The sequence below is a fragment of the Agrobacterium sp. 22094 genome (assembly GCF_052046015.1).
GTDB lineage: Bacteria > Pseudomonadota > Alphaproteobacteria > Rhizobiales > Rhizobiaceae > Agrobacterium > Agrobacterium cavarae.
This window is the reverse complement of record NZ_JBQEPX010000001.1, coordinates 396,689-418,212: the sequence shown is the minus strand read 5'-3', so window position 1 is coordinate 418,212 and position 21,524 is coordinate 396,689. Positions and strand designations below refer to the sequence as shown.

30 protein-coding genes and 1 tRNA gene are annotated in these 21,524 nt (G+C 58.8%); 23 read left to right on the top strand and 8 right to left on the bottom strand.

Annotated elements, in window-relative coordinates:
* The first annotated feature begins 113 nt into the window (after nucleotides 1-113).
* On the top strand, nucleotides 114-1,100 hold the full coding sequence (locus ACTJK5_RS02055) for a LysR family transcriptional regulator (protein WP_062426277.1): 987 nt from the start codon (nucleotides 114-116) through the stop codon (nucleotides 1,098-1,100).
* Between the two features lie 165 nt (nucleotides 1,101-1,265).
* Nucleotides 1,266-1,745: a hypothetical protein gene (locus ACTJK5_RS02050; protein WP_440611728.1), complete on the top strand. Its 480-nt coding sequence runs from the start codon at nucleotides 1,266-1,268 to the stop codon at nucleotides 1,743-1,745.
* Between the two features lie 30 nt (nucleotides 1,746-1,775).
* On the opposite strand, the gene ACTJK5_RS02045 is transcribed toward ACTJK5_RS02050, so the two are convergent.
* Nucleotides 1,776-2,003, bottom strand: a complete 228-nt coding sequence (locus ACTJK5_RS02045) for a hypothetical protein (RefSeq protein ID WP_112521083.1) — start codon at nucleotides 2,001-2,003, stop codon at nucleotides 1,776-1,778.
* 700 nt (nucleotides 2,004-2,703) lie between these two features.
* The gene (locus tag ACTJK5_RS02040; protein WP_438370295.1) at nucleotides 2,704-3,225 is read right to left on the bottom strand and encodes a MarR family winged helix-turn-helix transcriptional regulator; all 522 of its coding nucleotides are present in this window, start codon (nucleotides 3,223-3,225) and stop codon (nucleotides 2,704-2,706) included.
* 472 nt (nucleotides 3,226-3,697) lie between these two features.
* On the opposite strand from ACTJK5_RS02040, the gene ACTJK5_RS02035 reads away from it, so the two are divergent.
* From ACTJK5_RS02035 to arsH, 17 genes are all read left to right on the top strand, one after another.
* Nucleotides 3,698-3,774, top strand: a tRNA-Arg gene (locus ACTJK5_RS02035).
* A 158-nt stretch (nucleotides 3,775-3,932) separates the two neighbouring features.
* The gene (locus ACTJK5_RS02030) at nucleotides 3,933-4,172 is read left to right on the top strand and encodes a hypothetical protein (protein WP_062426274.1); all 240 of its coding nucleotides are present in this window, start codon (nucleotides 3,933-3,935) and stop codon (nucleotides 4,170-4,172) included.
* Between the two features lie 65 nt (nucleotides 4,173-4,237).
* Nucleotides 4,238-4,432, top strand: a complete 195-nt coding sequence (locus ACTJK5_RS02025; RefSeq protein WP_207773694.1) for a hypothetical protein — start codon at nucleotides 4,238-4,240, stop codon at nucleotides 4,430-4,432.
* Nucleotides 4,416-4,709, top strand: a complete 294-nt coding sequence (locus tag ACTJK5_RS02020) for a hypothetical protein (RefSeq protein WP_440611727.1) — start codon at nucleotides 4,416-4,418, stop codon at nucleotides 4,707-4,709. Before ACTJK5_RS02025 ends, ACTJK5_RS02020 begins: the two co-directional genes overlap by 17 nt.
* 618 nt (nucleotides 4,710-5,327) lie before the next feature.
* A complete protein-coding gene (locus tag ACTJK5_RS02015) occupies nucleotides 5,328-5,486 on the top strand; it encodes a hypothetical protein (RefSeq protein ID WP_162741055.1) in 159 nt (52 codons plus the stop codon).
* Nucleotides 5,487-5,707: 221 nt separating this feature from the next.
* The gene (locus ACTJK5_RS02010) at nucleotides 5,708-5,974 is read left to right on the top strand and encodes a hypothetical protein (RefSeq protein WP_062440053.1); all 267 of its coding nucleotides are present in this window, start codon (nucleotides 5,708-5,710) and stop codon (nucleotides 5,972-5,974) included.
* A 273-nt stretch (nucleotides 5,975-6,247) separates the two neighbouring features.
* Complete coding sequence (gene blh / locus ACTJK5_RS02005) at nucleotides 6,248-7,546, top strand: bifunctional sulfur transferase/dioxygenase Blh (RefSeq protein ID WP_440611726.1); 1,299 nt, start codon at nucleotides 6,248-6,250, stop codon at nucleotides 7,544-7,546.
* Nucleotides 7,543-7,875, top strand: coding sequence for a sulfite-sensing transcriptional repressor BigR (bigR, locus tag ACTJK5_RS02000; RefSeq protein ID WP_440611725.1), 333 nt, complete (start codon nucleotides 7,543-7,545; stop codon nucleotides 7,873-7,875). Before blh ends, bigR begins: the two co-directional genes overlap by 4 nt.
* The gene (locus ACTJK5_RS01995) at nucleotides 7,872-8,279 is read left to right on the top strand and encodes a YeeE/YedE family protein (protein WP_440611724.1); all 408 of its coding nucleotides are present in this window, start codon (nucleotides 7,872-7,874) and stop codon (nucleotides 8,277-8,279) included. The genes bigR and ACTJK5_RS01995 overlap by 4 nt, the downstream gene beginning before the upstream one ends.
* Entirely contained in the window at nucleotides 8,279-8,725 is a 447-nt protein-coding gene (locus tag ACTJK5_RS01990) for a DUF6691 family protein (RefSeq protein WP_440612550.1), read from the top strand. Before ACTJK5_RS01995 ends, ACTJK5_RS01990 begins: the two co-directional genes overlap by 1 nt.
* Nucleotides 8,726-8,960: 235 nt before the next feature.
* The gene (locus ACTJK5_RS01985) at nucleotides 8,961-9,938 is read left to right on the top strand and encodes a sensor histidine kinase (protein ID WP_440611723.1); all 978 of its coding nucleotides are present in this window, start codon (nucleotides 8,961-8,963) and stop codon (nucleotides 9,936-9,938) included.
* Nucleotides 9,939-10,021: 83 nt separating this feature from the next.
* Nucleotides 10,022-10,384 carry an ArsR/SmtB family transcription factor gene (locus ACTJK5_RS01980; protein ID WP_440611722.1) on the top strand — a complete coding sequence of 121 codons (363 nt, stop codon included), beginning with the start codon at nucleotides 10,022-10,024 and terminating at the stop codon, nucleotides 10,382-10,384.
* Complete coding sequence (locus tag ACTJK5_RS01975; protein WP_440611721.1) at nucleotides 10,372-10,812, top strand: GNAT family N-acetyltransferase; 441 nt, start codon at nucleotides 10,372-10,374, stop codon at nucleotides 10,810-10,812. Before ACTJK5_RS01980 ends, ACTJK5_RS01975 begins: the two co-directional genes overlap by 13 nt.
* 14 nt (nucleotides 10,813-10,826) lie before the next feature.
* The gene (locus ACTJK5_RS01970) at nucleotides 10,827-11,354 is read left to right on the top strand and encodes an arsenate reductase ArsC (RefSeq protein ID WP_440611720.1); all 528 of its coding nucleotides are present in this window, start codon (nucleotides 10,827-10,829) and stop codon (nucleotides 11,352-11,354) included.
* The gene (gene arsB, locus ACTJK5_RS01965; RefSeq protein WP_440611719.1) at nucleotides 11,354-12,412 is read left to right on the top strand and encodes an ACR3 family arsenite efflux transporter; all 1,059 of its coding nucleotides are present in this window, start codon (nucleotides 11,354-11,356) and stop codon (nucleotides 12,410-12,412) included. The genes ACTJK5_RS01970 and arsB overlap by 1 nt, the downstream gene beginning before the upstream one ends.
* Nucleotides 12,413-12,414: 2 nt before the next feature.
* A complete protein-coding gene (gene arsC, locus ACTJK5_RS01960) occupies nucleotides 12,415-12,837 on the top strand; it encodes an arsenate reductase (glutaredoxin) (protein WP_062440031.1) in 423 nt (140 codons plus the stop codon).
* Complete coding sequence (gene arsH, locus ACTJK5_RS01955; RefSeq protein WP_440611718.1) at nucleotides 12,794-13,540, top strand: arsenical resistance protein ArsH; 747 nt, start codon at nucleotides 12,794-12,796, stop codon at nucleotides 13,538-13,540. The genes arsC and arsH overlap by 44 nt, the downstream gene beginning before the upstream one ends.
* Before the next feature lie 12 nt (nucleotides 13,541-13,552).
* Here the strand turns inward: arsH and arsK are convergent, their stop codons facing one another.
* The 5 genes from arsK to ACTJK5_RS01930 form a co-directional block, all read right to left on the bottom strand.
* Entirely contained in the window at nucleotides 13,553-14,746 is a 1,194-nt protein-coding gene (gene arsK, locus ACTJK5_RS01950; protein ID WP_440611717.1) for an arsenite efflux MFS transporter ArsK, read from the bottom strand.
* Nucleotides 14,739-15,095, bottom strand: coding sequence for an ArsR/SmtB family transcription factor (locus ACTJK5_RS01945; RefSeq protein WP_440611716.1), 357 nt, complete (start codon nucleotides 15,093-15,095; stop codon nucleotides 14,739-14,741). The genes arsK and ACTJK5_RS01945 overlap by 8 nt, the downstream gene beginning before the upstream one ends.
* Before the next feature lie 94 nt (nucleotides 15,096-15,189).
* On the bottom strand, nucleotides 15,190-16,191 hold the full coding sequence (locus tag ACTJK5_RS01940) for an alpha/beta fold hydrolase (protein ID WP_440611715.1): 1,002 nt from the start codon (nucleotides 16,189-16,191) through the stop codon (nucleotides 15,190-15,192).
* A gap of 77 nt (nucleotides 16,192-16,268) precedes the next feature.
* Nucleotides 16,269-16,685 (bottom strand): DUF2177 family protein, encoded by a 417-nt coding sequence (locus ACTJK5_RS01935; RefSeq protein WP_111850375.1) that lies wholly within the window; start codon nucleotides 16,683-16,685, stop codon nucleotides 16,269-16,271.
* A 70-nt stretch (nucleotides 16,686-16,755) separates the two neighbouring features.
* On the bottom strand, nucleotides 16,756-17,127 hold the full coding sequence (locus tag ACTJK5_RS01930) for a DUF2147 domain-containing protein (RefSeq protein ID WP_440611714.1): 372 nt from the start codon (nucleotides 17,125-17,127) through the stop codon (nucleotides 16,756-16,758).
* Between the two features lie 179 nt (nucleotides 17,128-17,306).
* Between ACTJK5_RS01930 and ACTJK5_RS01925 the strand changes: the two genes are divergently transcribed.
* Genes ACTJK5_RS01925 through ACTJK5_RS01915 form a run of 3 tightly spaced genes read left to right on the top strand, consistent with a single transcriptional unit; the run spans nucleotide 17,307 to nucleotide 19,682 of the window.
* Nucleotides 17,307-18,095 carry a DUF1295 domain-containing protein gene (locus ACTJK5_RS01925; RefSeq protein ID WP_113180673.1) on the top strand — a complete coding sequence of 263 codons (789 nt, stop codon included), beginning with the start codon at nucleotides 17,307-17,309 and terminating at the stop codon, nucleotides 18,093-18,095.
* Between the two features lies 1 nt (nucleotide 18,096).
* The gene (locus ACTJK5_RS01920; RefSeq protein WP_440611713.1) at nucleotides 18,097-19,128 is read left to right on the top strand and encodes an SAM-dependent methyltransferase; all 1,032 of its coding nucleotides are present in this window, start codon (nucleotides 18,097-18,099) and stop codon (nucleotides 19,126-19,128) included.
* Nucleotides 19,125-19,682, top strand: a complete 558-nt coding sequence (locus ACTJK5_RS01915; protein ID WP_440611712.1) for a hypothetical protein — start codon at nucleotides 19,125-19,127, stop codon at nucleotides 19,680-19,682. The genes ACTJK5_RS01920 and ACTJK5_RS01915 overlap by 4 nt, the downstream gene beginning before the upstream one ends.
* Here ACTJK5_RS01915 and ACTJK5_RS01910 read toward each other — a convergent pair.
* Nucleotides 19,655-19,864 (bottom strand): hypothetical protein, encoded by a 210-nt coding sequence (locus ACTJK5_RS01910; protein ID WP_062426615.1) that lies wholly within the window; start codon nucleotides 19,862-19,864, stop codon nucleotides 19,655-19,657. The two genes, ACTJK5_RS01915 and ACTJK5_RS01910, sit on opposite strands and share 28 nt — an antisense overlap.
* 244 nt (nucleotides 19,865-20,108) lie before the next feature.
* On the opposite strand from ACTJK5_RS01910, the gene ACTJK5_RS01905 reads away from it, so the two are divergent.
* Nucleotides 20,109-21,524: a phosphomannomutase gene (locus ACTJK5_RS01905; protein ID WP_440611711.1), complete on the top strand. Its 1,416-nt coding sequence runs from the start codon at nucleotides 20,109-20,111 to the stop codon at nucleotides 21,522-21,524.

Below are 21,524 nucleotides of genomic sequence, written 5' to 3'. Positions count from 1 at the left end.
CTGAATCTATATAACTGTCAAATAGAATATCTCTCTTTTCCTATATCAATTTTGATATATTAAATCGATACAAATTTTTATTCTAAGCTCTCCTGCCATAAACGGTGACGAAAATGGAACGCGATGAAACGAATCTGAGTGAGTTTCCCTCGATCATCGAAGACAACCCCCTGTTGCGCGCCGGGCTGAAAATGACCCATTTACGTATGCTTGTGATGGTAGAAGAACACGGCCAAGTAAGCGCTGCGGCCGCAGCCCTCAACATGACGCAGCCTGCGGCCTCGCGCGTTCTGTCGGAGATGGAGGCCATCGTGAAGAGCCCGCTCTGTCAGCGCGCATCACGCGGCGTTGTCTTAACCAAGTTTGGAGAAGCCTTGGCAAGACGGGCCAAGAAGATCCTTTTGGAGCTGCGAGAGGCAAGCCGGGAGCTCGCACAGATGAAATCCGGCAGCGGCGGCTCGGTCTATATCGGCGCGGTCACCGCGCCTGCCATCAGCATGGTGGTGCCCGCACTTCGTAAAGCAATGGATATCTATCCGGGCATCGAAATCAGCGTCCAGGTGGAAACGAGCAATATTCTCGCGCGCGAGCTTCTGGCAGCACGGCATGATTTCGTCATCGGCCGCATTCCGGACGATCTCGACCCGGCCTTGTTCAATGCCCACGAAATCGGCATCGAGCGCGCCTGTCTTCTTGTCGGCAAGAATCACCCGTTGCTGAATGCCCCACCTGCCCGGCTGGAGGATATCTGTGACTACGACTGGGTGTTCCAGCCGCCCGGCACACTGCTGAGGCGCACGATCGAGGATGCCTTCCTCGCCCAGGGCGTCTCGCTGCCACGCAACATCATCAACACGCCCTCCACCGTGCTCACCCTCGCCATTGTCAGCACCACCCACGCAATCGCGCCGCTCGCGCTGGAAATGGCCGAGTTTCTCTCCGGCCAGCATTCCCCTATGGGCGACATCCGCATTCTGCCGACCGAGTTTGAACTCAGCGTCAAACCATTCAGCCTGCTGACGGTGAAGGACCGAGTGCTGCCGCCCAGCGCCCAGCTTCTTTATGATCTGGTGCTGGAGGAAAGCCGCAAGGCCGCGTAACGCTCAAGGCTCGGGCAATATTAGAGTGATTCTCTCTGCGGGAAGCAACGACCGCCGCAGTAGACCTGCTAAAGCGCCGCGCGTCCTGTTGGGCGCACAAAGGACGCTTTACCTTTTTAAATCTACGCATCTTGCTATCGCGCGGTCGCAAAGAGATGGGGTGTCATGCTTTTCGGCCAGTCGGTTTTCCAGTCTGTCGTCGCGCGCCTTGAGCGCGAGGCGGAAGACCGACCTGAGGAGGAAATTGCGACACCCTTTAGCGCGCGCGTCATCTTCGACCCCGGCCCCATCGCGACATCCAGCACATCCGAGACAGAGCCGGACAATCGCCCGCTCTCTGCCTATCTCGATGTGCTGGAGGATATGCCGGCCTCCAATTTCGAACCGAGGGATGAAGAGCCTGAACCGGCGCCGATGCCGGATTATCTTCAAAAGACCTCTCTGGCAGATGTCAGCCACGAGCTTGCCATCAACGACAAGGACACGCTGGAAAGCCTCAGCGACAAGCGGCGGGCGTTTGCCAGGCTTAATCACCCCGACGCAGTCCCCGCTCCCTTTCGCGAAAACGCCCATTTGCGCATGACGGCCGCCAATCTTCTGATTGATCAGGCCATCCGGCTTTTGCCGCTGATGGGCAGAACCTGAAAACACGCCTGGTAAAGCGGGTGTGAGGCCTCAGTCCTGCTCGGAGCGAACCGCTGGCTCGTCCGGCTTCGGCTCGGCCGGCTTGAAGGTAAACAGCAGCACATAGGCCGCATAAAGGGCGATGCCGCCGACGACGGTCATCCAGAAGGGCTCGTTATTGACGAACTCCAGCACCGCCCAGCCAGCGCAGACGCCAACGATCAGCAGCCTCACCCAGAGCGGGCGATACATCGGATGGTTCGTATCGATCAAAAGCATGGTCTCTCCCTTGCGCCAGCCTCTCATGCGAAATCCACGCAAGCATCCGGCTTTACTGCATCGGCCCGAAAATCGAAATCGATTTTCGGAAAAGCACGATGTGTCGATTCAAAAAGGTAAAGCGTCCTTGGGCGTCAAACAGGACGCACAGCGCTTCAAGCATTTTGCCGAGCATATCCCCTCAGAAACGCAACAATGCAAGACCGCAGGCCAAAGAGAGGCGCGAGAATCGCCTATCCAACCGGATTGTGATCGACAGAACGCTACTCTAATGCGCCGGCGTGGGCAGGATATACCAGCGTTTAGAGAAGGCCGACACGCTTGACCCACGGCAACAGCGTCTCCAGCGTCAGGATCCGGCCAGATAACAGGCACCCCATCCCGGCGGCATTGGAGAAACAGCCAGACCATTGCCCTTGATCTGAGAGAACTTGCCCTAAGCGGCTCTGCGTGTGGACTGGCGAGCGACAGCACAATACGGATGAGGAAACCGCTACCTCTTGCCCCAGAGCCACCGCACAATGAAGGGAATGGCGCAGCAAGAGGTCTCGTCCTAGGATCGTGCTGCAACGGCGAACACCATGATGGGTCAGTCCGCTCATCGCAGACGCGCCACCCCTAACCCGTCAACAATAAAGCGGCGCAAAGCTGCACCGCCTTCAAGTGTTCAATGGAGAGCACCGAGCATTATCGCCTAGGATCAATCTTCGATCTTGCGCAACAGGCCGACAAGTTGATCGCGAGCCTTCTCGCCACCCAGCCGGCCAACGAGCTTATCCTCATGGGCTTTCCAGATCTGCAGGATTTCGTCGAGCGTGGCTTTGCCCTCTTCCGTCATCTCCAGATAGTGGACACGGCGGTCGGTCGCCGATCTGCGGCGCGCGAGCAGCCCCTTGTTTTCCAGACCATCGATGATCGCCACGAAGTTGGCGCGCTGAATTCCAAGCGCCTCCGCAACATCGCTCTGCTTCAGATCGGTATTGTTCGCCACAACGATCAGCACGGAGAAATCAGCCGGACGAAGACCGTAGGCAAGAAGGCTCTCGTTGAAGTCCCCCACCACCGCGAGTTGCGCCCTGCGGAGCCTGTAAAGTACTGCTTCGGAAAGAATGGAGTAATCGACATCGAGCTTCGAGAGCTTGGAATGCCCAAGCGACGGCTCATCGGCTTCCGAGTATTTACCCTTCGCGCGACCTTGGTCAAAAGCCATATTCAAAGTCATCCCGGCCTCCTGTGATTCATCCGCTTGAGAGGTCATTAGCGGCATATGTTTATTAGAACAATGTTTAATAGTAATTAATCCATAGGTCTAGGGTTCGTACGGATGAAATCTTCCATGGTGGAAACGATAAGAATTTCCTACTATTAGCATCGCATAAATATTGGTTCTTACAACCAATATATTGTAAACAAACCACTAATCTCGCTCTTCTCAAACTCGAGCGCGAAAAATCATCATGCACGTTCTCGTTAACTAGCCACTCATCATGCAACCGGCGAAAGATGAAGTACAAATTCCAGCCCGTAAGAATTAGACACAAGCAAAGCGTGCAAGAAGTAATAGATGATTTTTAATCATACCGATTCATCGGCAATATCATTGTCGCCGGCGACATTTTACGGATTGAAGAGACAGGAAAGCTGGTTTAAGAAACCCGGCATATCCAAACGCGACTCAAAAACGCGTCACGAGTGCACCCGTAGCTCAGCTGGATAGAGTGTTGGATTCCGATTCCAAAGGTCACAGGTTCGAATCCTGTCGGGTGCGCCATTTTCCAATAGTTCTGTTCGACGTGCATATGGCGCTCGCGATCCCATCTTCTGCGGATATTTGGTCTGCTGGAGACACGCCTTCGAAATCGCGTCAAACCACCGTCTTGACTCTTCCCAAAAATGAGAACATTTATAGAACAAATGAGAGAGCGAGCAATGTCCGGAGCTGAGAAGATCATCGTGGTGCAGTTCAAGAAGGGGCGCGGCGGTATTGTGCCGGGGGATATTCGACAGGCTTCCAGCGCCGCCTCTGCCGAGAAGATTGCCGGTGCAATGGCGTCTCGCCATATTGGTGTTGCTGCCTATGCCGTCACCGTGGATGAGGAGAGTGGCGACATGGCCGATCCCCGTCTCCTGGTCTCTCATGGCGAGATTACCGACTTGATGCCTGACTGACCGGACAGGGATCAATCATCTTTCACATCAACGAGCAGGTGGCTCTGAAACAGGAGATCGGGAACGTGTGTGCCGAAATCAACGAACAAGTCGTGGATGTTGCGGCATATGTCATCCAATGCCACGACGGGGATGCGAAGGCGGCGGTGGAAACGCTGCTGGATGAGATCGAGCATCTGCAACAACAGCTTTCGGTCGCCGTCGCCGCGATGGGACGAGGATTTACGCGCGGATGGATACCGAATGGCGAGCGGGAGTGACATGCGCCACCGTCGCGGTATCGATCTGGTGGGCGCAGGCGACGAAATAGCAGGACAAAAGGCCAACGAGGTTACATTTGCCGACCTGCCGCAATGGTATTCGGTCAGCGGTAAATGCGGACAATGCGGAGAGGTGAGCATGCTGGAGCGATGGGAATTACAGCGACGGTTTGGCAAGTCGCAACAACTGATGCCGCTGGAACGGAAGTTGCGGTGCAACCGATGCGGCAATGGAAACGGCAACCATTTCGTCTTCGGGCATGTATCGCGCGATTGAGGACGGATTCTGCTTTGAAAGATGCAGATCGCCGCTCGACGATCGTCTTGCCTGTACACGCAGGTTGATGCCGGGGAGAATGCCAGCCGCTCAGTGAGAGCCATCCGCCGATCGGATAGCGGCCACTGAGGCTAAGACAATTGGCTAAGGCAAGTCCCTACTCACCGATCGCACCCACTCGGCAACGGCGGTCGTAACCGCCACCCACGAAGGACGCATCGAATGAAGAGATTGGGAGAGAATCTCAGGGTCAGACGGGTCGAACACATGGCGACCTGCCCTTGGCAGGACGCAAAGCGGGGTCGTCTTTCCGCAGCGGCATTTAGCCCGCGACCATAAAGGACAAATGGGCAAAACGATAGTGAAGTGGGCGCGATGGACAGACAAGAGACTGCACGGTTCCGCGCAACACCTTAACCCTGGCACAAATTTTCATCAGCCATGCAAACGGAGGTTTCCAGCATGCGACGCGTTTCGTTTCTTTGTACAGTTTTCATGATCGCTCCAACACTGGCACTGGGCTGCTCCGAGCCTTCCAGCGATGTCCGCATTCCCAGGGCACCCTCCAAAATTTCACAGCCTTCCTGCGTGCTTTATTCCAATTGTTCGGAGTATGACATGCGCTCCTACAAGAACGACGTCGCGACCTATATTCGCGCCCTGACGGAATATGCAGAGGACGCAGCCGATGCCGCCGATGCGGCGAAGGACTTTGCCAGCGATGCGGCAGACTATGCGCGATGCGAAGGCAGTAACGCCAGTTCACGCATACGGTGACCTTTCATAGTCGCACGCATCTCCCGGTATCACGGCGAAACGTTGCCCACCCAAAGGGACGAAGGCGTTGTGCTCCGTCTCGGCCGGGAGATGAGCGCATCGATCTCCGCCGCCTGCCCCTCCGGATGGATTCTTCACCCGGGCGGATCCTGCGGTGGTCACCCAGAACAGTTCAAATCGATGTCACTTCCAACTGAACACAAAGCGAAAGGATCAAACTCATGAAGCCACTTATCCTATCTTCCATCATGCTGCTTGCAGCAAACAGCGCCTTCGCCGAGTGCGGGATGAACGCCTCGCGATGCTTCAAGAAAGATGGAAGCACCTACGAACTCCAGCAGAATCTTGGAGGCGGATATGCCGTCAGCCGCGACGGCAAAAGTGAGGGAAGGCTCTCGCAAAATCTCAGTGGCTCCTGGACGTTGTACAGGCCGGACGGCACGACGGAAACGTTCGACCGAAAGCCATCGTCCATTCCGAAATACTGAAGCCTGCCGCGCAAGAGGGCGCAGCGGTCTGGCGATAGTGACAGACTATAAGACAAAGAGCTGAAGCGTGGCGAGGGAATCTGAAGATCGCGCCACGCTTTAAAGCATGGTCCGCGCAAAAGTGTGCAGCGGTTTTGCGATAACGACATGCGACAAAACAAGGGTCTAAAGCGAAGGAGCGAATCTGAAAGATCGCGAAAAGCTTTAGCACTTGCAGCCCATATCATTATACATTATAAAATAATATATAATGACTTAGGATGGAGGGCATCTATGCCTGTCACCAAAATCTCCGACAAGCTATCGGTCTCGACCCAGCCAAGTGTCGAAGACATCGAGGCTCTTCACTCTCAAGGCTTCACGACATTCATCAACAATCGTCCGGATGGCGAGGACACGGCTCAACTCGGCACGAAAGTGGAGGCGCAGGCAGCGGGCCGATATGGTCTGGCCTATAGCCACATTCCGGTGACGATGAGTACCATCACCGAGGCGGACGTGCGAGCCTTCCAGGATGCCATGCGCCAGTCCGATGGCCCGGTTTTCGCCCATTGCAGAGGCGGCACTCGTTCGCTCAGCCTCTATGTGATCGGCGAAGTTCTAGATGGGCGGATGAAAGCAGCCGATGTCGCTGCCTTTGGCCGTGCCCATGGCTTCGACATGGGCGTCGCAGAGACGTGGCTTGCCCGCCACACTTCTCGGCGGCCGCAGGTGCGAGGTTTCTTCGACGCCCGCACCTCCAGCATTCAATATATGGTCTCTGATCCCGATGCCGGCAAATGCGCCATCATCGATCCGGTGTTGGATTTCGACGAGAAGTCCGGCGCCACAGCCACCATCAATGCCGATGCGATCCTCGATTACGTGCGTGCCCAGGGTCTCACAGTCGAATGGATTCTCGACACGCATCCGCATGCCGATCATTTCTCTGCCGCGCACTATCTGAAACACAAGACAGGTGCCCGCAGCGCCATCGGCGAGCGCGTCGCGGATGTCCAGGCACTGTGGAAGGATATCTATAACTGGCCGGACCTCGCGACCGACGGGTCGCAATGGGACCACCTGTTTGCCCATGGCGAGACGTTCAAAATCGGCTCACTCGATGCGCGGGTTCTCTTCTCCCCCGGCCACACGCTCGCCTCGATCACCTATGTCATCGGCGATGCGGCCTTCATCCACGACACGCTGTTCATGCCGGATGGCGGCACGGCGCGCGCGGTTTTCCCTGGCGGGGATGCGGACGCCCTCTGGCATTCCATTCAGGATATTCTGGCCCTGCCGCATGAAACGCGGCTCTTCACCGGCCATGATTATCAGCCGAACGGGCGGACGCCCCGTTGGGAAAGTACGGTCGCCGAACAAAAAGCCTCCAACCCGCATATTGCAGGCGTCAGCAGGCAGGATTTCGTTACGCTTCGCACACAACGCGACAAGACGCTCCCCATGCCGAAGCTCATGCTTCATGCGCTACAGGTGAATATCTGCGGTGGCCGCCTGCCGGAGCCGGAGGCGAACGGCAAACGCTATCTCAAGTTTCCGCTGGATGCCTTGCAGGGAGCCGTTTGGGAATGACCGCTTTGCCAAAAGACCTGGCGCTTTCGCCCGCCGAAATGGCAGACCGCGCCGCAGATGTCGCCACCCTGCTGAAAACCCTGTCGCACCCGGCGCGGCTGATGATCGTCTGCACCCTGGTCGAAGGGGAGTTCTCCGTTGGCGATCTGGAGGAGCGGCTCGATCTGCACCAGCCGCATCTCTCCCAGCACCTCACTGTGCTCAGAGGCTCCGGCATTGTCGATACCAGGCGCGATGGCAAGCAGATTTTCTACCGGCTGACGGAGGAAAAGGCCGCCCAACTGGTCGCCGCGCTCTATAACATTTTCTGCGCGAAGGAGACGGCATGAGCCCTTATATCGCCTCCCTTGCCGGCGGCCTGTTGATCGGCGCCTCCGCCGTCATGCTGCTTGTCCTCAACGGCCGCATTGCCGGTATCAGCGGCATTGTCGGACGCCTGACCCAAGGCGTCGGGCTCACCACCAATCTCGCCTTTGTGCTGGGCCTGCTGCTCGGGCCGATGGCCTATCTTTCTCTCTTCGGTGGCTGGCCGCAGATCGAGATCACCACGCCCTGGCCACGCATCGCGCTCGCAGGATTGCTGGTCGGTTTCGGCTCGCGCATGGGCTCCGGCTGCACCAGCGGCCATGGCGTGCTGGGGCTCGCGCGGCTGTCTTCCCGCTCCATGGCGGCGGTCGCGACATTTCTGGCAACGGGCATCGCCGCCGTTGCCGTCCTGCGGAGCATCGGATGATGAACCGCTCGATCCTTCGATTTTCCGCAGCACTGGCGTCCGGCCTGATCTTCGGCCTCGGCCTGTCACTTTCCGGCATGCTGAACCCTGCCCGCGTCCAAGCCTTTCTGGATGTCTTCGGCAATTGGGACCCGAGCCTCGCTTTCGTCCTCGGCGGCGCCGTCTCTATTGCCTTTATCGGCGTGCGGGCAGCACAGCGCATGGGGCACCCCGTGCTGGACGATGTGTTCCACCTGCCGACAAACCAGAAGATCGATGCGCCGCTCATCATCGGCTCAGCGCTTTTCGGTCTCGGCTGGGGGCTCGTTGGTTTCTGCCCCGGCCCGGCAATCGCATCTCTCTCGGTAACAGCGCTCACCGGCGGTGCGCCGCAGGTCACCCTCTTCGTCCTCGCCATGCTTATGGGCATGACGCTTCGTGACCGCCTGTGGAGCAGGCGTCCCTAACAATACGGACTGGCCACGAAATTCGGGACCTGGACGTTGAACGTGCTTGTCAGCGCTCCCCGGCAAGGCAATTTTGCTCAATGCATAGCGCAGAAAATCCAACGTGAAAGAACTCACGTCACGTCGTTAACGAAGTATTGATAGGAACTTCTTCTTCTGTTGCGCCTTAAATGGTTATGGTATTGAATTAAGCGGTATTTCTTGCAGACCCGCATTTTGCTCAAGGTAATTTCCAGTGCTGGATGGCCCGAATAGTTCCCGCTTCATTGCCGCGGCATTTGCCGCTTCGGATGACTGCATCAAAGTCATCGGCTTGGATGGCTCTTTGCAATTCATGAACGAGGGCGGCCAGAGGGTGATGGAGATCGAGGATTTTTCTCGGTTCAAAGGCTGCCCCTGGCCCGACTTTTGGGAAGGGCAAGGCAATGCCAACGCCGTCGCGGCACTGGAAGAGGCGCGCGCCGGCCGCGCCGCGCGCTTCACAGGCTTTGCCAATACGGCCAAGGGCACGCCGCGCTATTGGGATGTGAAGGTCTCCCCGCTTTTCGATGACAAAGGTGCGGTCGAAGGCATCCTGTCCATTTCAAGAGACATCACGGCTCTGAAGTCCTTCGAGGATGAGCAGATCCTGTTGCGCAACGAGCTTGCGCACCGCATCAAGAATATCCTCGCCCTGGTGCAGGCCGTCGCGTCGCAAACGTTGAAAGACGACGCCGACATGGCAACCGCCAAGCCAACCTTTCTTTCGCGCCTGGGCGCTCTGAGCCGCGGGCATGACATCCTCATCAACGCACACCACAACCCGACGCAACTGCGCACACTCGCGGACGCCGTCGTTGCTGAACATAGCGCCGGCCGGGTTTTGATCGATGGCCCCGAGATCGATCTCTCGGCCAAATGCGCGCTTGCGCTTACCCTCGCCTTCCACGAACTCGCCACCAACGCCTTCAAATACGGCGCGCTCTCCAACGACACCGGCATCGTCTCGCTCACCTGGAAACTCAACGAAGACGCCGACCGTCCCACCCTCGACCTCACCTGGAAAGAAACCGGCGGCCCCGAAGTCTTCCAGCCGACCCGCCGCGGCTTTGGATCGAGGATGATCGACAAGGCGCTCTCCTCCTATCTCGGAGGCACGAGTCGGATTGATTTCGACAGGGACGGGCTGGTGTTTTCGCTGTCAGCGCCGGTTGCCAATCTGATCGAAAACTGAGGCAAACCAAGAGCCTGCGGCGTTCTCCACGCCCGAAACACGCACGCTGTTGACTCAGACAAAATATCCATTATTCTGGATATATGGATACTAATCTTGCCATTGCAGCGCTGTCGGCCCTTGCGCAACCCACGCGTCTTGAAACCTTCCGTCTCCTCGTGAAGGCGGAGCCCGATGGTGTGGCGGCCGGTGAACTGGCTCGGTTGGTGGACGTGCCCCAAAACACGATGTCGGCACATCTCGGCATTTTGCAGCGAGCAGGCATCGTGAAAAGCGACCGGCAAAGCCGCTCCATTATCTATCGCGCCGATCTCGATGGTTTTCGTGCGCTGACGCTTTTCCTGCTCAAGGATTGCTGCAACGGCAACGCCGCGCTCTGCGCCCCGCTGATCGCCGATTTGACGCCCTGCTGCATGCCCGAAGGCGCGACGCCATGCGCAAATTGATCCTCCAGCAGATAGCCGCGTCGGAAGCGCAACGCGAGGCACTTGAGGCGGAAGGCCTGCTGGTCGAAGACCTCGAAGGACCCGACCGCAGATACTTTTCCGCAGTCGATGAGGAAGGTCGTGCCGTCGGCTATTCCGGCCTCGAGCATTGCGATGAGAAGAATGCTCTCCTGCGCTCGGTCGTCATCCTGCCGGGTTTCCGCTCGCAGGGGCTGGGACGGCAGTTGGTCGAACTGACGCTGGCTGAGGTGCACCCGTCCGCGGAGGTCTATCTCGCGACGACAAGTGCCGCGGATTTCTTTGAGAGCATCGGCTTTGCACTCATCAGACACGACGCCGCACCGAAAGCAATCCTATCAACCCGCCAGTTATCGGGCCTCTGCCCCGCTTCGGCAAAGATCATGAAACTGAGCAGGCCAACAACCTAACACGGAACGCCACCATGACCGACAAGACCTACAACGTGCTCTTCCTGTGCACGGGCAATTCCGCACGTTCAATCCTCGCCGAATCCATTCTTGCCAAGGATGGAGAAGGACGATTCAAGGCCTTTTCCGCTGGCAGCCAGCCCAAGGGAGAGGTGAATGCGCACGCATTAAAGGAGCTTGAGACGCTCGGCTATCCGTCAACAGGCTTCTCTTCCAAAAGCTGGGAGGCATTCGCCGCTCCAGATGCCCCGGAGATGGACTTTATCTTCACGGTTTGCGACAGCGCCGCCGGAGAGGCCTGCCTCGTCTGGATCGGCCATCCCGTAACAGCCCATTGGGGCGTCGAAGATCCGGCAGCAGTCGTGGGAACCGAGGTCGAAATTCAACGTGCCTTCGCGCAGGCGGCACGGTTTCTCAAGAACCGCATATCAGCATTTTTAAGCCTGCCGATCACATCCATCGACCGCCTCGCCCTCGAACAGAGGCTCGCACAGATTGGCCGGATGGAAGGGTCTACCATAACCGAAGGAGAGAGCGCCTGATGTCCATGTTCGAACGGTACCTGACCGTCTGGGTCTTTCTGTGCATCATCGTCGGGATTGCCTTTGGCCATCTGATGCCAAACCTCTTCCAGACCATTGGCGCTGCCGAGATCGCTAACGTCAACATTCCAGTTGCGATCCTCATATGGTTGATGGTCATCCCCATGCTGCTGAAGATCGACTTCGGCTCGCTGGCGAAAGTCGGCAGCTATTGGCGAGGTATCGGCGTGACGCTGTTCATCAACTGGGCTATGAAACCCTTCTCGATGGCACTTTTGGGCTGGTTATTTATCGGCTGGCTCTTCCGCCCGATGCTGCCCGCTGACCAGATCGACTCGTATATTGCCGGCTTGATAATCCTGGCGGCCGCACCTTGCACAGCCATGGTTTTCGTCTGGTCGAATTTGACGAAGGGTGAACCGCACTTCACACTGTCTCAGGTCGCGCTTAACGACGCAATCATGATTGTCGCCTTTGCCCCGATCGTCGCCTTGTTGCTCGGGCTGTCGGCAATCACCGTCCCGTGGGCCACGCTGACAATCTCGGTTGTCCTCTACATCCTAATCCCGGTGGCCATCGCGCAGGTCCTACGAAAGCTGCTGACCGCCGATGGGACGACGCGGTCTCTGGACGCCCTGCTATCGAAACTGCAGCCGCTCTCTCTCGTCGCACTGCTGGCAACGCTAATCTTGCTTTTTGGCTTTCAGGGCGAGCAGATCATCGCTCAGCCTGCCATTATCGGACTTCTGGCGGTTCCAATCCTGATCCAGGTGTACCTCAATTCGGGCCTCGCCTATCTGCTCAACCGGATGGCGGGCGAACAGCACTGCGTTGCTGGCCCATCGGCCCTGATCGGCGCCAGCAACTTTTTTGAGCTTGCGGTGGCCGCAGCCATCAGCCTGTTCGGCTTCCAGTCTGGTGCCGCACTCGCAACGGTCGTCGGCGTGCTCATCGAGGTGCCCGTCATGCTGTCCGTCGTCTGGATCGTGAACCGCTCGAAGGCTTGGTACGAAAGCGCCCCATCCGTTTCAAAGAACGCCCAAGCCAAGGAGGCATAACCATGCATGTGACCATCTATCACAATCCGTCCTGCGGAACGTCGCGCAATACGCTGGCCATGATCCGCAACGCCGGTATCGAACCCACGGTCATCGAGTATCTCCAAACCCCGCCATCACGCGCAGAGTTGAAGGCGATGATCACCGATGCTGGACTGACGGTCCGCGAAGCGATCCGGGAAAAGGGCACGCCCTATGCCGAACTGGGATTGGACGATCCGGCGTTGAGCGACGAGCAGCTGCTGGATGCCATGGTGAAGGAGCCGATCCTGATCAACCGGCCTTTCGTGGTTACGCCGCTCGGAACACGGCTCTGCCGTCCGTCGGAAGTGGTGCTGGAAATTCTGCCCGACAGCCATCAGGGTGCCTTCACCAAGGAAGATGGAGAACAGGTTCTCGATCATGAGGGAAAGCGTATTGTCTGAGCACCTCCCCGCCTTAAGCAGCGAGCATCTCGATCCCATCGCGGCCGAGGCCCTGCGGCCTGCAATGTCGGTCCACAGCCCGCGCATCCTCATACTCTATGGATCGCTGAGAGAAGTGTCCTATAGCAGGCTCCTCGCCTTCGAGGTCCGGCGCCTGCTGGAGCATTTGGGGTGCGAAGTGCGGTTGTTCGATCCCGCTGGACTTCCGCTTCCGGATGAAGCACCAGCCAGTCATCCCAAGGTACAGGAACTACGCGACCTCTCGCAATGGTCGGAGGGGCAGGTCTGGATCAGCCCGGAGCGCCACGGCGCCATGACCGGTATCATGAAATCGCAGATCGACTGGATTCCCCTGTCGCTCGGTTCCGTGCGCCCCACCCAGGGCAAGACGCTCGCCGTGATGGAGGTTTCCGGCGGCAGCCAGTCCTTCAATGCGGTCAACCAGATGCGCATCCTCGGCCGCTGGATGCGGATGATCACCATTCCCAACCAGTCTTCGGTCGCCAGAGCATTTCAGGAATTCGATGCCGAGGGGCGGATGAAGCCATCCTCCTATTATGATCGCGTCGTCGATGTGTGTGAGGAACTGGTGAAGTTCACCCTTCTGACACGCGATGCCTCACCCTATCTGACCAGCCGTTACAGCGAGCGAAAGGAAGAAGCAGCAGCACTTGAGAAGCGGGTATCTCTGAATTCGGTCTGACCGGCGGCGCACTTACGCTACTTGAACCCGGCAGGACCGCGCGACAATGACGAAAGCGGCAATGCTGAGCGCGCCAAGTCCTGCATTTGCCGCAAGAGCAAAGCTTAGGCCCACATTTTCCGTGGCGGCAGCAAAGGCGAATGGCGCGAAAGCGCCAACCGCAAGCCGCGCCGCGGTCAGCTTGCCGGTCATTGCGCCATAGCCTTCGGAGCCGGCGAGATAAAGCGGCAGGCTCCCCTGCGCAATGCTGTTGATGCCGGAGCCAAGCCCGAGACAGATGGCAAAGGCCACTGCACCCGGCAACCAGTCTGCGCTGAGCAGCAGCATCACCACTCCGGACACGATCAGCACCGCGGACAAAACGGCGAGGCCCGGCGGCGAAAGACGCTTTCCAAACACCATGTTGATCAGACGGCTCAGAACCTGGGCCGGGCCAAAGAGAGAACCGATCACGACCGCGGCAGCACCCAGCCCGATTGATCCGAGCATAGGCACCATATGCGCCAGCATGGCGGAAAGCGTAAATCCCAGAAGCGCGAAAGCGACGGACACGATGAGCATGGTCCGCTGGCGCCTATGCGGCGGAACGGCGCCGACAACGGTCGGTTTCGCGCGAGCGGGCAAACCGCGCGCCGTCTTGCCGAGGCTCCTGATCCAGACATGCAGCGGCATGCAGATAACAAGGTTGAGCGCCGCAAAGACGAGATAGATTTCACGCCAGGAAAGATGGCCGGCAAGCACGCTGGAGATCGGCCAGAAGATCGTCGAGGCAAAGCCGCCAATCAGCGTCAGATAGGCGATGCTCCGCGAAGCGCTATGGGCATCGCTCTCCACCAGCGTGGCGAAGGCCGCCTGATATTGCACCATGCCGGACGAAACCTCGAGCAGGATGATGGCAATGGCAAACGTCGCAACCGAAGGTGCTGCGGCGCACAGCACGAGCATCACCGATGCCAGCGCGGACCCGACCGCCATGATGGTTGCCGCACCCAACCGGTCCATCTGCCTGCCAATGTAAATTGCCGAAAGCCCGCCGATAAAAAGGGAAACGGAGAACACCCCGAACACCTGCGCCAGCGAAAGCCCAAGATCCTGCGCCATGCCGGGCGCAAGGATGCTGAAGCTGTAATAGAGCGTGCCATAGCCGATGATCTGCGTCAGGCCGAGCGCTGAAACGAGAGAGGCAGAAACGCGCGACTTATTCAACGGCGTTCACTCTTGCAGCAGACCCATGACCTTCGGACAGCGGGACATTATGCCGGATCGCGGAGTGGCCAGCGCAGCAGTCTTCCATCAGGAAGGTCACAAGCTCGGCAAGCGTCTCGAAACTGGCACGATAGATGATGGAGCGTGACATCCGTTGCTGGTTGATCAGCCCGGACCGTTCCAGTTCCTTGAGGTGGAATGAGACATTGGTGGCAGAAACGCCCATGCGTTCGGCAATTTTACCGGCCGCAAGTCCATCCGGCCCCGCAACGACCAGGGCCCGCACGATGCGAAGCCGGGTTTCCTGGGCAAGTGCCGCGAATGAAGAAAGCGCCTGACGCTCGTCCATATTTCAACAATCCTTGAACTATTGGATTGAGACATACGGCATGCAATGAAGATCGACAAGTGCGGACGTGACTAGTCGAGATATCGTCCTGCCGTCACATCGCGCCCTTGTCGCTGGCAATCCGCGTTTCCACCGTCTTGGCGATGGCTTTCAGATTGCGGGGCTTGCCAGCGATTTTCTCCAGCGCGGCGACGACCAGATCGCGGGCGACGTAATCCGACTTGTGGCCGAGATTATGGACGACGATGAGCTCTGCTCCTGGGATATCGCGGGCAAGATGCTTGGAGTGGATCTCGGTCGAGACCACGCCGTCCTTATCCCCGGCAATGATAATCGTCTTCGCTCTGATCTGCCGATAATTCGCAGAAGCATCTTTTGCCCAGCCGTTCAGCGCGCCCACTTCCTGGGCATTGTGACGAAAGGCGACGGGGCGCAGGGCGCGGTAGGCTTTCGTCTTCGAAACATAATCGGATGGCATGGGGTTTGGTGCGAAGACGCCTTTGACCGCACCGTTCAGCACAATCAGCCCGGCAGGCGGGGCAATCAGGGTGCTGAAGAATATGCCTGCCACGGGCACGCGCGCGGCGTCATAATACCAGCTGATGCCACCCGGCCACGGGTAGAGTGCGGGTGACAGAAAGACGAGCCCTTCGACCATATCCTTGTGGCGCAGTGCGAAGGCGGCGGTGATCGCGCCGCCGAAGGAGTGGCCGACGATGATCGCCTTGCGGATGCCGCGCTTCTTCATCGCCTCGGCAATCGCATCGGCCTGGGCGTCCGGCAGGATGTTTTCCTTCGGCCCGATATCGGAAAGACCGTGCCCTGGCCGGTCGACGAAGAGCAGCTTCGCGCGCCCTTCCAGCGGCTCGCGGAAGGAAAAGAGCGGATCGTAGAGGCTGGCACTCGCGCCATGGATGAAGACGATCGGCGGAAGATCGGCCTTCTTTCCGGCGGGCAGCAGGATGCTGTTCAGCTTGAAGCCGCCGACATCGACCCTCTCCTCACCCTTGGTCGGGCTGTCCGATGCAGCGATCGCAGGCGTCATCATGCTCATGGCAAGAACCGTTCCGAGCATCGGCAGAAAACTGTTGGGCATGATCGTCCTGAGAAGAGAGGTAACATCACGTCTTGAACCCGGCCATCTCGATACGCAAGACGGAAACGGCCGGGTCCTTAATGGGCAGAACGCCCATTCAGCTTTCCCGTCAGCCAGCAGGAGCAGAACGCCGTGGCCGCGGAAAGAACCGATCCCCAGATGAGATCGGCAATAGTCAGTGTCGTCGGCCAGGTCACGAGCGTCGCCTGATTGGTGAGATCGTAAGTTCCATAGGCGGCAAAGCCGAAGAAGGCGCCGTTGCGCAGCGCCACCACCAGCCGGCGCTGGTCGAGGCCGGGAAGAACCGCAAAGAAGCTCAAGGCCGCACAATAGATCAGATAGAAGAGCACGGCGGGGACAAGGCGGAACTGCGGCGCCAGAAGATCACCCAACAGAGGGCGGTAGAGACGGTCCGCCATGGTGCTGAGCCACACCGCATCGATGGCCAGGAAGAAGACCATGGTCGCGATATAGGCGATGACGAACCGTTTCATGAGAACTCCCACGTCTTAAAGCACTTCTGGACGCACAGCGCGCAAAGCTGTCGCGCCCTGCATCCCAGTATCAGTTGATACGCGTCCAGTTGACGCCCTTGCAGACGATGCCTGCCAATACGCACCCCTTGGTGGTCATGCTGGCGCCTTTGACGGAGACGGTCAGCTTGTAGGTCAGGTCGCGCTGCGGATCGAAAGCGGTGCCGGAATATTCGCCGTTAGATGTCGGCTTGATGCTCATCACCAGCTTGTCGCCCGTCTTTTCCTTTGGTGTGCCTGGCTTGATCCAGGTGTTGATGGCGCAGATGTCGGAGCCGCAAGGCGCAATCCGGACCTTGGCATTGCCATCGCCGCGCGCCCATTGACCCTCGATCGTATCTGCAAAGGCACTGCCACCACTCAAAGCAAGGGCAAGGATGGACAGTCTAAGAACCGTTTTCATGCTCAAATCCTTTAACAAGAGGCGTCACTGCGCACCGATGACGAGAACAACGCGCCGACCTTGATTTCGGATCACAAGAAATGGCGGAAGAATTTTTTTTCTTCTGCAAGGAAACCGCGACCGGTCGTTCTCCGTAGATTTGGCAGACTCATCATGCTGATCACGGAAAGAACTTTCCTATGGATGTCCTCTTCCTGTTTCTGATTGCCCTTGGCCTGTCGCTTGCCATGATTGCGGCCTGGGCCGTGCAACGCCGCACGGGGGCAAGCGGCTGGATCGATACGATCTGGTCTTTTGCCGTCGGTATCGGCGGCATCGTCGCAATCGTCATTGCCGATGGCACGCAGGAGCGCAGGCTTGCCGCATTCCTGCTCGTGGCCGTCTGGTCCATCCGGCTGGGCAGCCACATCGGCTCTCGCACCAAGGGCGGCGGCGAAGATCCGCGTTACGCCAAGCTCGTCGAGGAATGGGGCGACAATGCCTCTAAACGCCTCTTCCTGTTTCTGCAGATTCAGGCTCTTGCCGGGTTCATTCTGGTCCTTGCCATCTATCTGGCAGCCTTCAGCACAGCCAGCTTCCCCCACTCGCTGGATCTGATCGCCGTCGTCATCGGTCTTCTGGCGATTGCCGGCGAAGCACTGTCGGACCGGCAACTGGCACGCTTCCGCAAGAAGCCGGAAGCCAAGACCGAAGTCTGCGAGGAAGGCCTGTGGCGCTATTCCCGCCACCCCAACTATTTCTTCGAGTGGCTCTACTGGTGCTCATGGCCGCTGCTGGCGCTGACGGGCCCCTCGCCTTTCGCCTGGGCAGCGCTGCTGGCGCCAGCGTTGATGTACTGGCTGCTCGTCCATGCGTCCGGCATCCCGCCGCTTGAAGAGCACATGCTGCGTTCGCGCGGCGAGAAATTCCGCGCGCTTCAGCGACGCGTCAACGCATTTTTCCCCGGTCCACGCAAAGAGGAGGCATGACATGAACATGTTGGCATTCGCCATCAACGCAGCCGAAAAGGCACCGCTGTCCGACGGCCTCACGCTGACCGGCATCGATTTCCTCTGCAACCGCACCAAGCGCCGGCTGGAGAAGGTGCCGGAGAGCAAGGAGGCGGCCTTCGCCCGTGACATGGCGGATTTTCCTGTCGCCACGCACACCGATGATGCCAACCGCCAGCATTACGAAGTCCCGGCGGAATTCTTCTCTCTGGTGCTCGGGCCGCAGCGAAAATATTCCTGCTGCTATTACCTCGGCGATTCCAGCACGCTCGCCGATGCTGAAACCGCGGCACTGGCTGAAACCGTCAAGCACGCCGATATCCATGACGGCATGGATGTTCTGGAGCTTGGTTGCGGCTGGGGTTCGCTATCGCTTTATCTGGCGCGGCAGTTTCCCAATGCCCGCATCACCTCTGTTTCCAATTCCGCCTCGCAGCGCGCCTATATTGTCGGTGAGGCAGAGCGCCAGGGCCTCAGCAACCTCACCGTCATCACCGCGGACATGAACGACTTTTCGCCATCAGGGACCTATGACCGCATCGTTTCGGTCGAGATGTTCGAGCACATGTCCAACTGGCGCGCTCTTTTCGAACGCACCAATGGCTGGCTGAAGACGGATGGCAGGCTGTTCATCCACGTCTTCACCCACAAGAGCCGCTCCTACCGCTTCGATCCGAACGACCCTGCCGATTGGATCGCGCATCACTTCTTCACCGGCGGCATCATGCCGGCGCATGATCTCCCGCATCGTTTCGCCGATGTCTACGCCGTGGAAGCCGAATGGCGCTGGTCCGGCACGCATTACCGCCGGACTGCCATGGACTGGCTTGCCAATTTTGACGCCAAGTCGGAGAGGATCACGCCGATCCTGCAGCGTGTTTACGGCAAGGACGCTTCGCTGTGGCACCGCCGCTGGAGACTGTTCTTCCTCGCCACCGCGGGGCTTTTCGGCCACGACAAGGGCGAGGTTTGGGGCGTCGGACACTATCTGCTGAAACCGGTCGGCAAATGACAGACAGAGGCGCAAGCGCGAAACAGGACGCGTTGACGGCAGCCACCGTCACCGTGGCCTGGGTCATCATTGCCAACAAGCCCTTCTACCCGCCGACCATCTGGTGGGTCGTCGGCAATGGGGTCGAGGCGGCATGGATCAGCGTGCTGTCCATGCCCTTCTTTCTCGCCATCCCCTTCATCGCCAGGCGGTCCGCGCTGGCGGCAAGAATTGCGCTTCCCCTCGTCGGCACCATCGACACGGTGTTCGAAACCAAGCTCTTCGGCACGGGATCGGGCACCGAGTTGTTCTTTGCCGCCTGCATCATGCTCGTGGCGCTATCTTTCAGGGCAGGCGAAAAACTCTGGCAGATCGGCCTGACGGGCGTCGTCTTTGCCGGGTTCTTGACCACGCGCTACCTGATCGGCGATGCGCTGCACATCTGGAGCGCGGAGGATCTGGGCAAGCTGTTCAACCTCAATGCTTTTGCCGTCGCCTGCCTCACCGCCTTCATCGCGCTTCGCTATTCAGGCCTTCGCGGCGCCGATCACTCCTCGGGCACCAGCCCGTCATAGACTTCCAGAAGTGCGGCGGAGATGGCCGCACCCAGCGCATTCGCCGCGTCGCGGATCTCCTCGTCCTTGCCATCGCGTGACGCGATCGCGAGCGCCGAAGCTTCAACCGCGATGATCTCCTTGGCACGCTCAATGGCCCAAAGGCCAAAATCGCCGCGATTGTCGATCGATACAGTGTCCATTGCTTTGTCATCCCCTGGAAGCAATGCGCCGATATGGAGCAGTGCCAGAAAAAGTCTGTAAGCAAAAAGGCCGGCAAAAGCCACCGGTTGCAGGCTTTGCGAGAGGATCGATGCCGCTCGCACGTTAACGCAATACCGTCTTTCCTGATGACAGGCCGGGATCAATGCCGCATGTTCCGGGTTAGAAAACTGTGAGCCCACGTCTCGGGCCTCGAATAGATTTTGAACAAGGAGCTTTTTTGAGATGAGTTTGAAGTTTGGAACGAGCGGTCTGCGCGGCCTGTCGGAAGATCTGAAGGGCAAGGCTTCCGCCCTTTATGCCACAGCCTTCGCCCATCATCTTCTGAACTCCGGCCTGGCAAAACAGGGCGACCCGATCCTCATCGGACAGGACTTTCGCGACTCGAGCCCGGCGATTGCCGCAAGCTGCATCGGCGCGCTGAAGGCCGCCGGCCTCAAGCCGCTCGATTGCGGCGCGCTGCCAACGCCCGCGCTGGCGCTTTACGGCCTGTCGCTCAAGGCAGCGGCCCTGATGATCACCGGCTCTCACATTCCCGCAGACCGCAACGGCATCAAGTTCTACCGCCCCGATGGCGAAATCGACAAGCAGGACGAAACCGCGATTGCCAATCTGGCCGCAAGCCTGAAGCAGGACGAGCTGACGGTTGAGGAAAGCACGGCCGAGAACCGCGGCGGCGAGGCAAACGAACTCTTCTATGAGCGCAACATTGGCCTCCTGCATGACGATGCGCTGAAGGGCCTCAAGATCGGCGTCTATCAGCACAGCACCGTGGCGCGCGATCTCTTCGTCGACGTCCTGGCCCATTGCGGCGCCGACGTCGTGCCGCTTGGCCGCTCGGAGAGCTTCATTCCGGTCGATACCGAAGCCGTTTCTCCCGACACGCTGGAGAAACTGAAGGCCTGGGCGCCGGAGCATGGTCTGGATGCGATTGTCTCCGCCGATGGCGACGGCGACCGGCCTTTGCTTGCCGATGAAACCGGCACGCCGCTGCGTGGCGATCTCATTGGTCTCATTACCTCGAACTTTCTCAAAGCAGGTGTCGTCGTCACGCCGGTCACCTCCAATTCCGGCATCGAGGCGGCGGGTGACTTCAAGGTGGTGCGCACCAAAGTCGGCTCGCCCTTCGTCATCGCCAGCATGGCCGATGCGCTGTCGGAAGGTCGCGACCACGTGGTCGGCTTCGAGGCCAATGGCGGCTTCCTGACGGCAACGCCCTTTACCCTGCACGGCAAGCAGATCGCGCCCCTTCCCACCCGCGACTGCTTCCTGCCGATCCTCGCCACGCTGCAATTGAAGGCACGCGAAGGCAAGACCCTGTCCGAGGTCGCCGCTGCCTACTCGCTGCCGGTCGCAGCCGCCGACCGCCTGCAGGATTTCGCCCAGGAGAAGAGCTCGGCTCTGATGGAGCATCTGCGTGCCTCGCGCAGCAATCTCGAAGCGTTCCTCAAGCCCGTCGGCGCAGTCCAGTCCACCAGCGATATAGACGGCCTGCGGGTGACGCTCACAAATGGCAACACCATCCACTTCCGCCCCTCGGGCAATGCCCCGGAAATGCGCTGCTATGTGGAAGCGGCAAATGAAGACGAGGCCAATGCGCTGCTGAACCAGGGCCTCGACCTCATCCGCAATTTCGGCTGA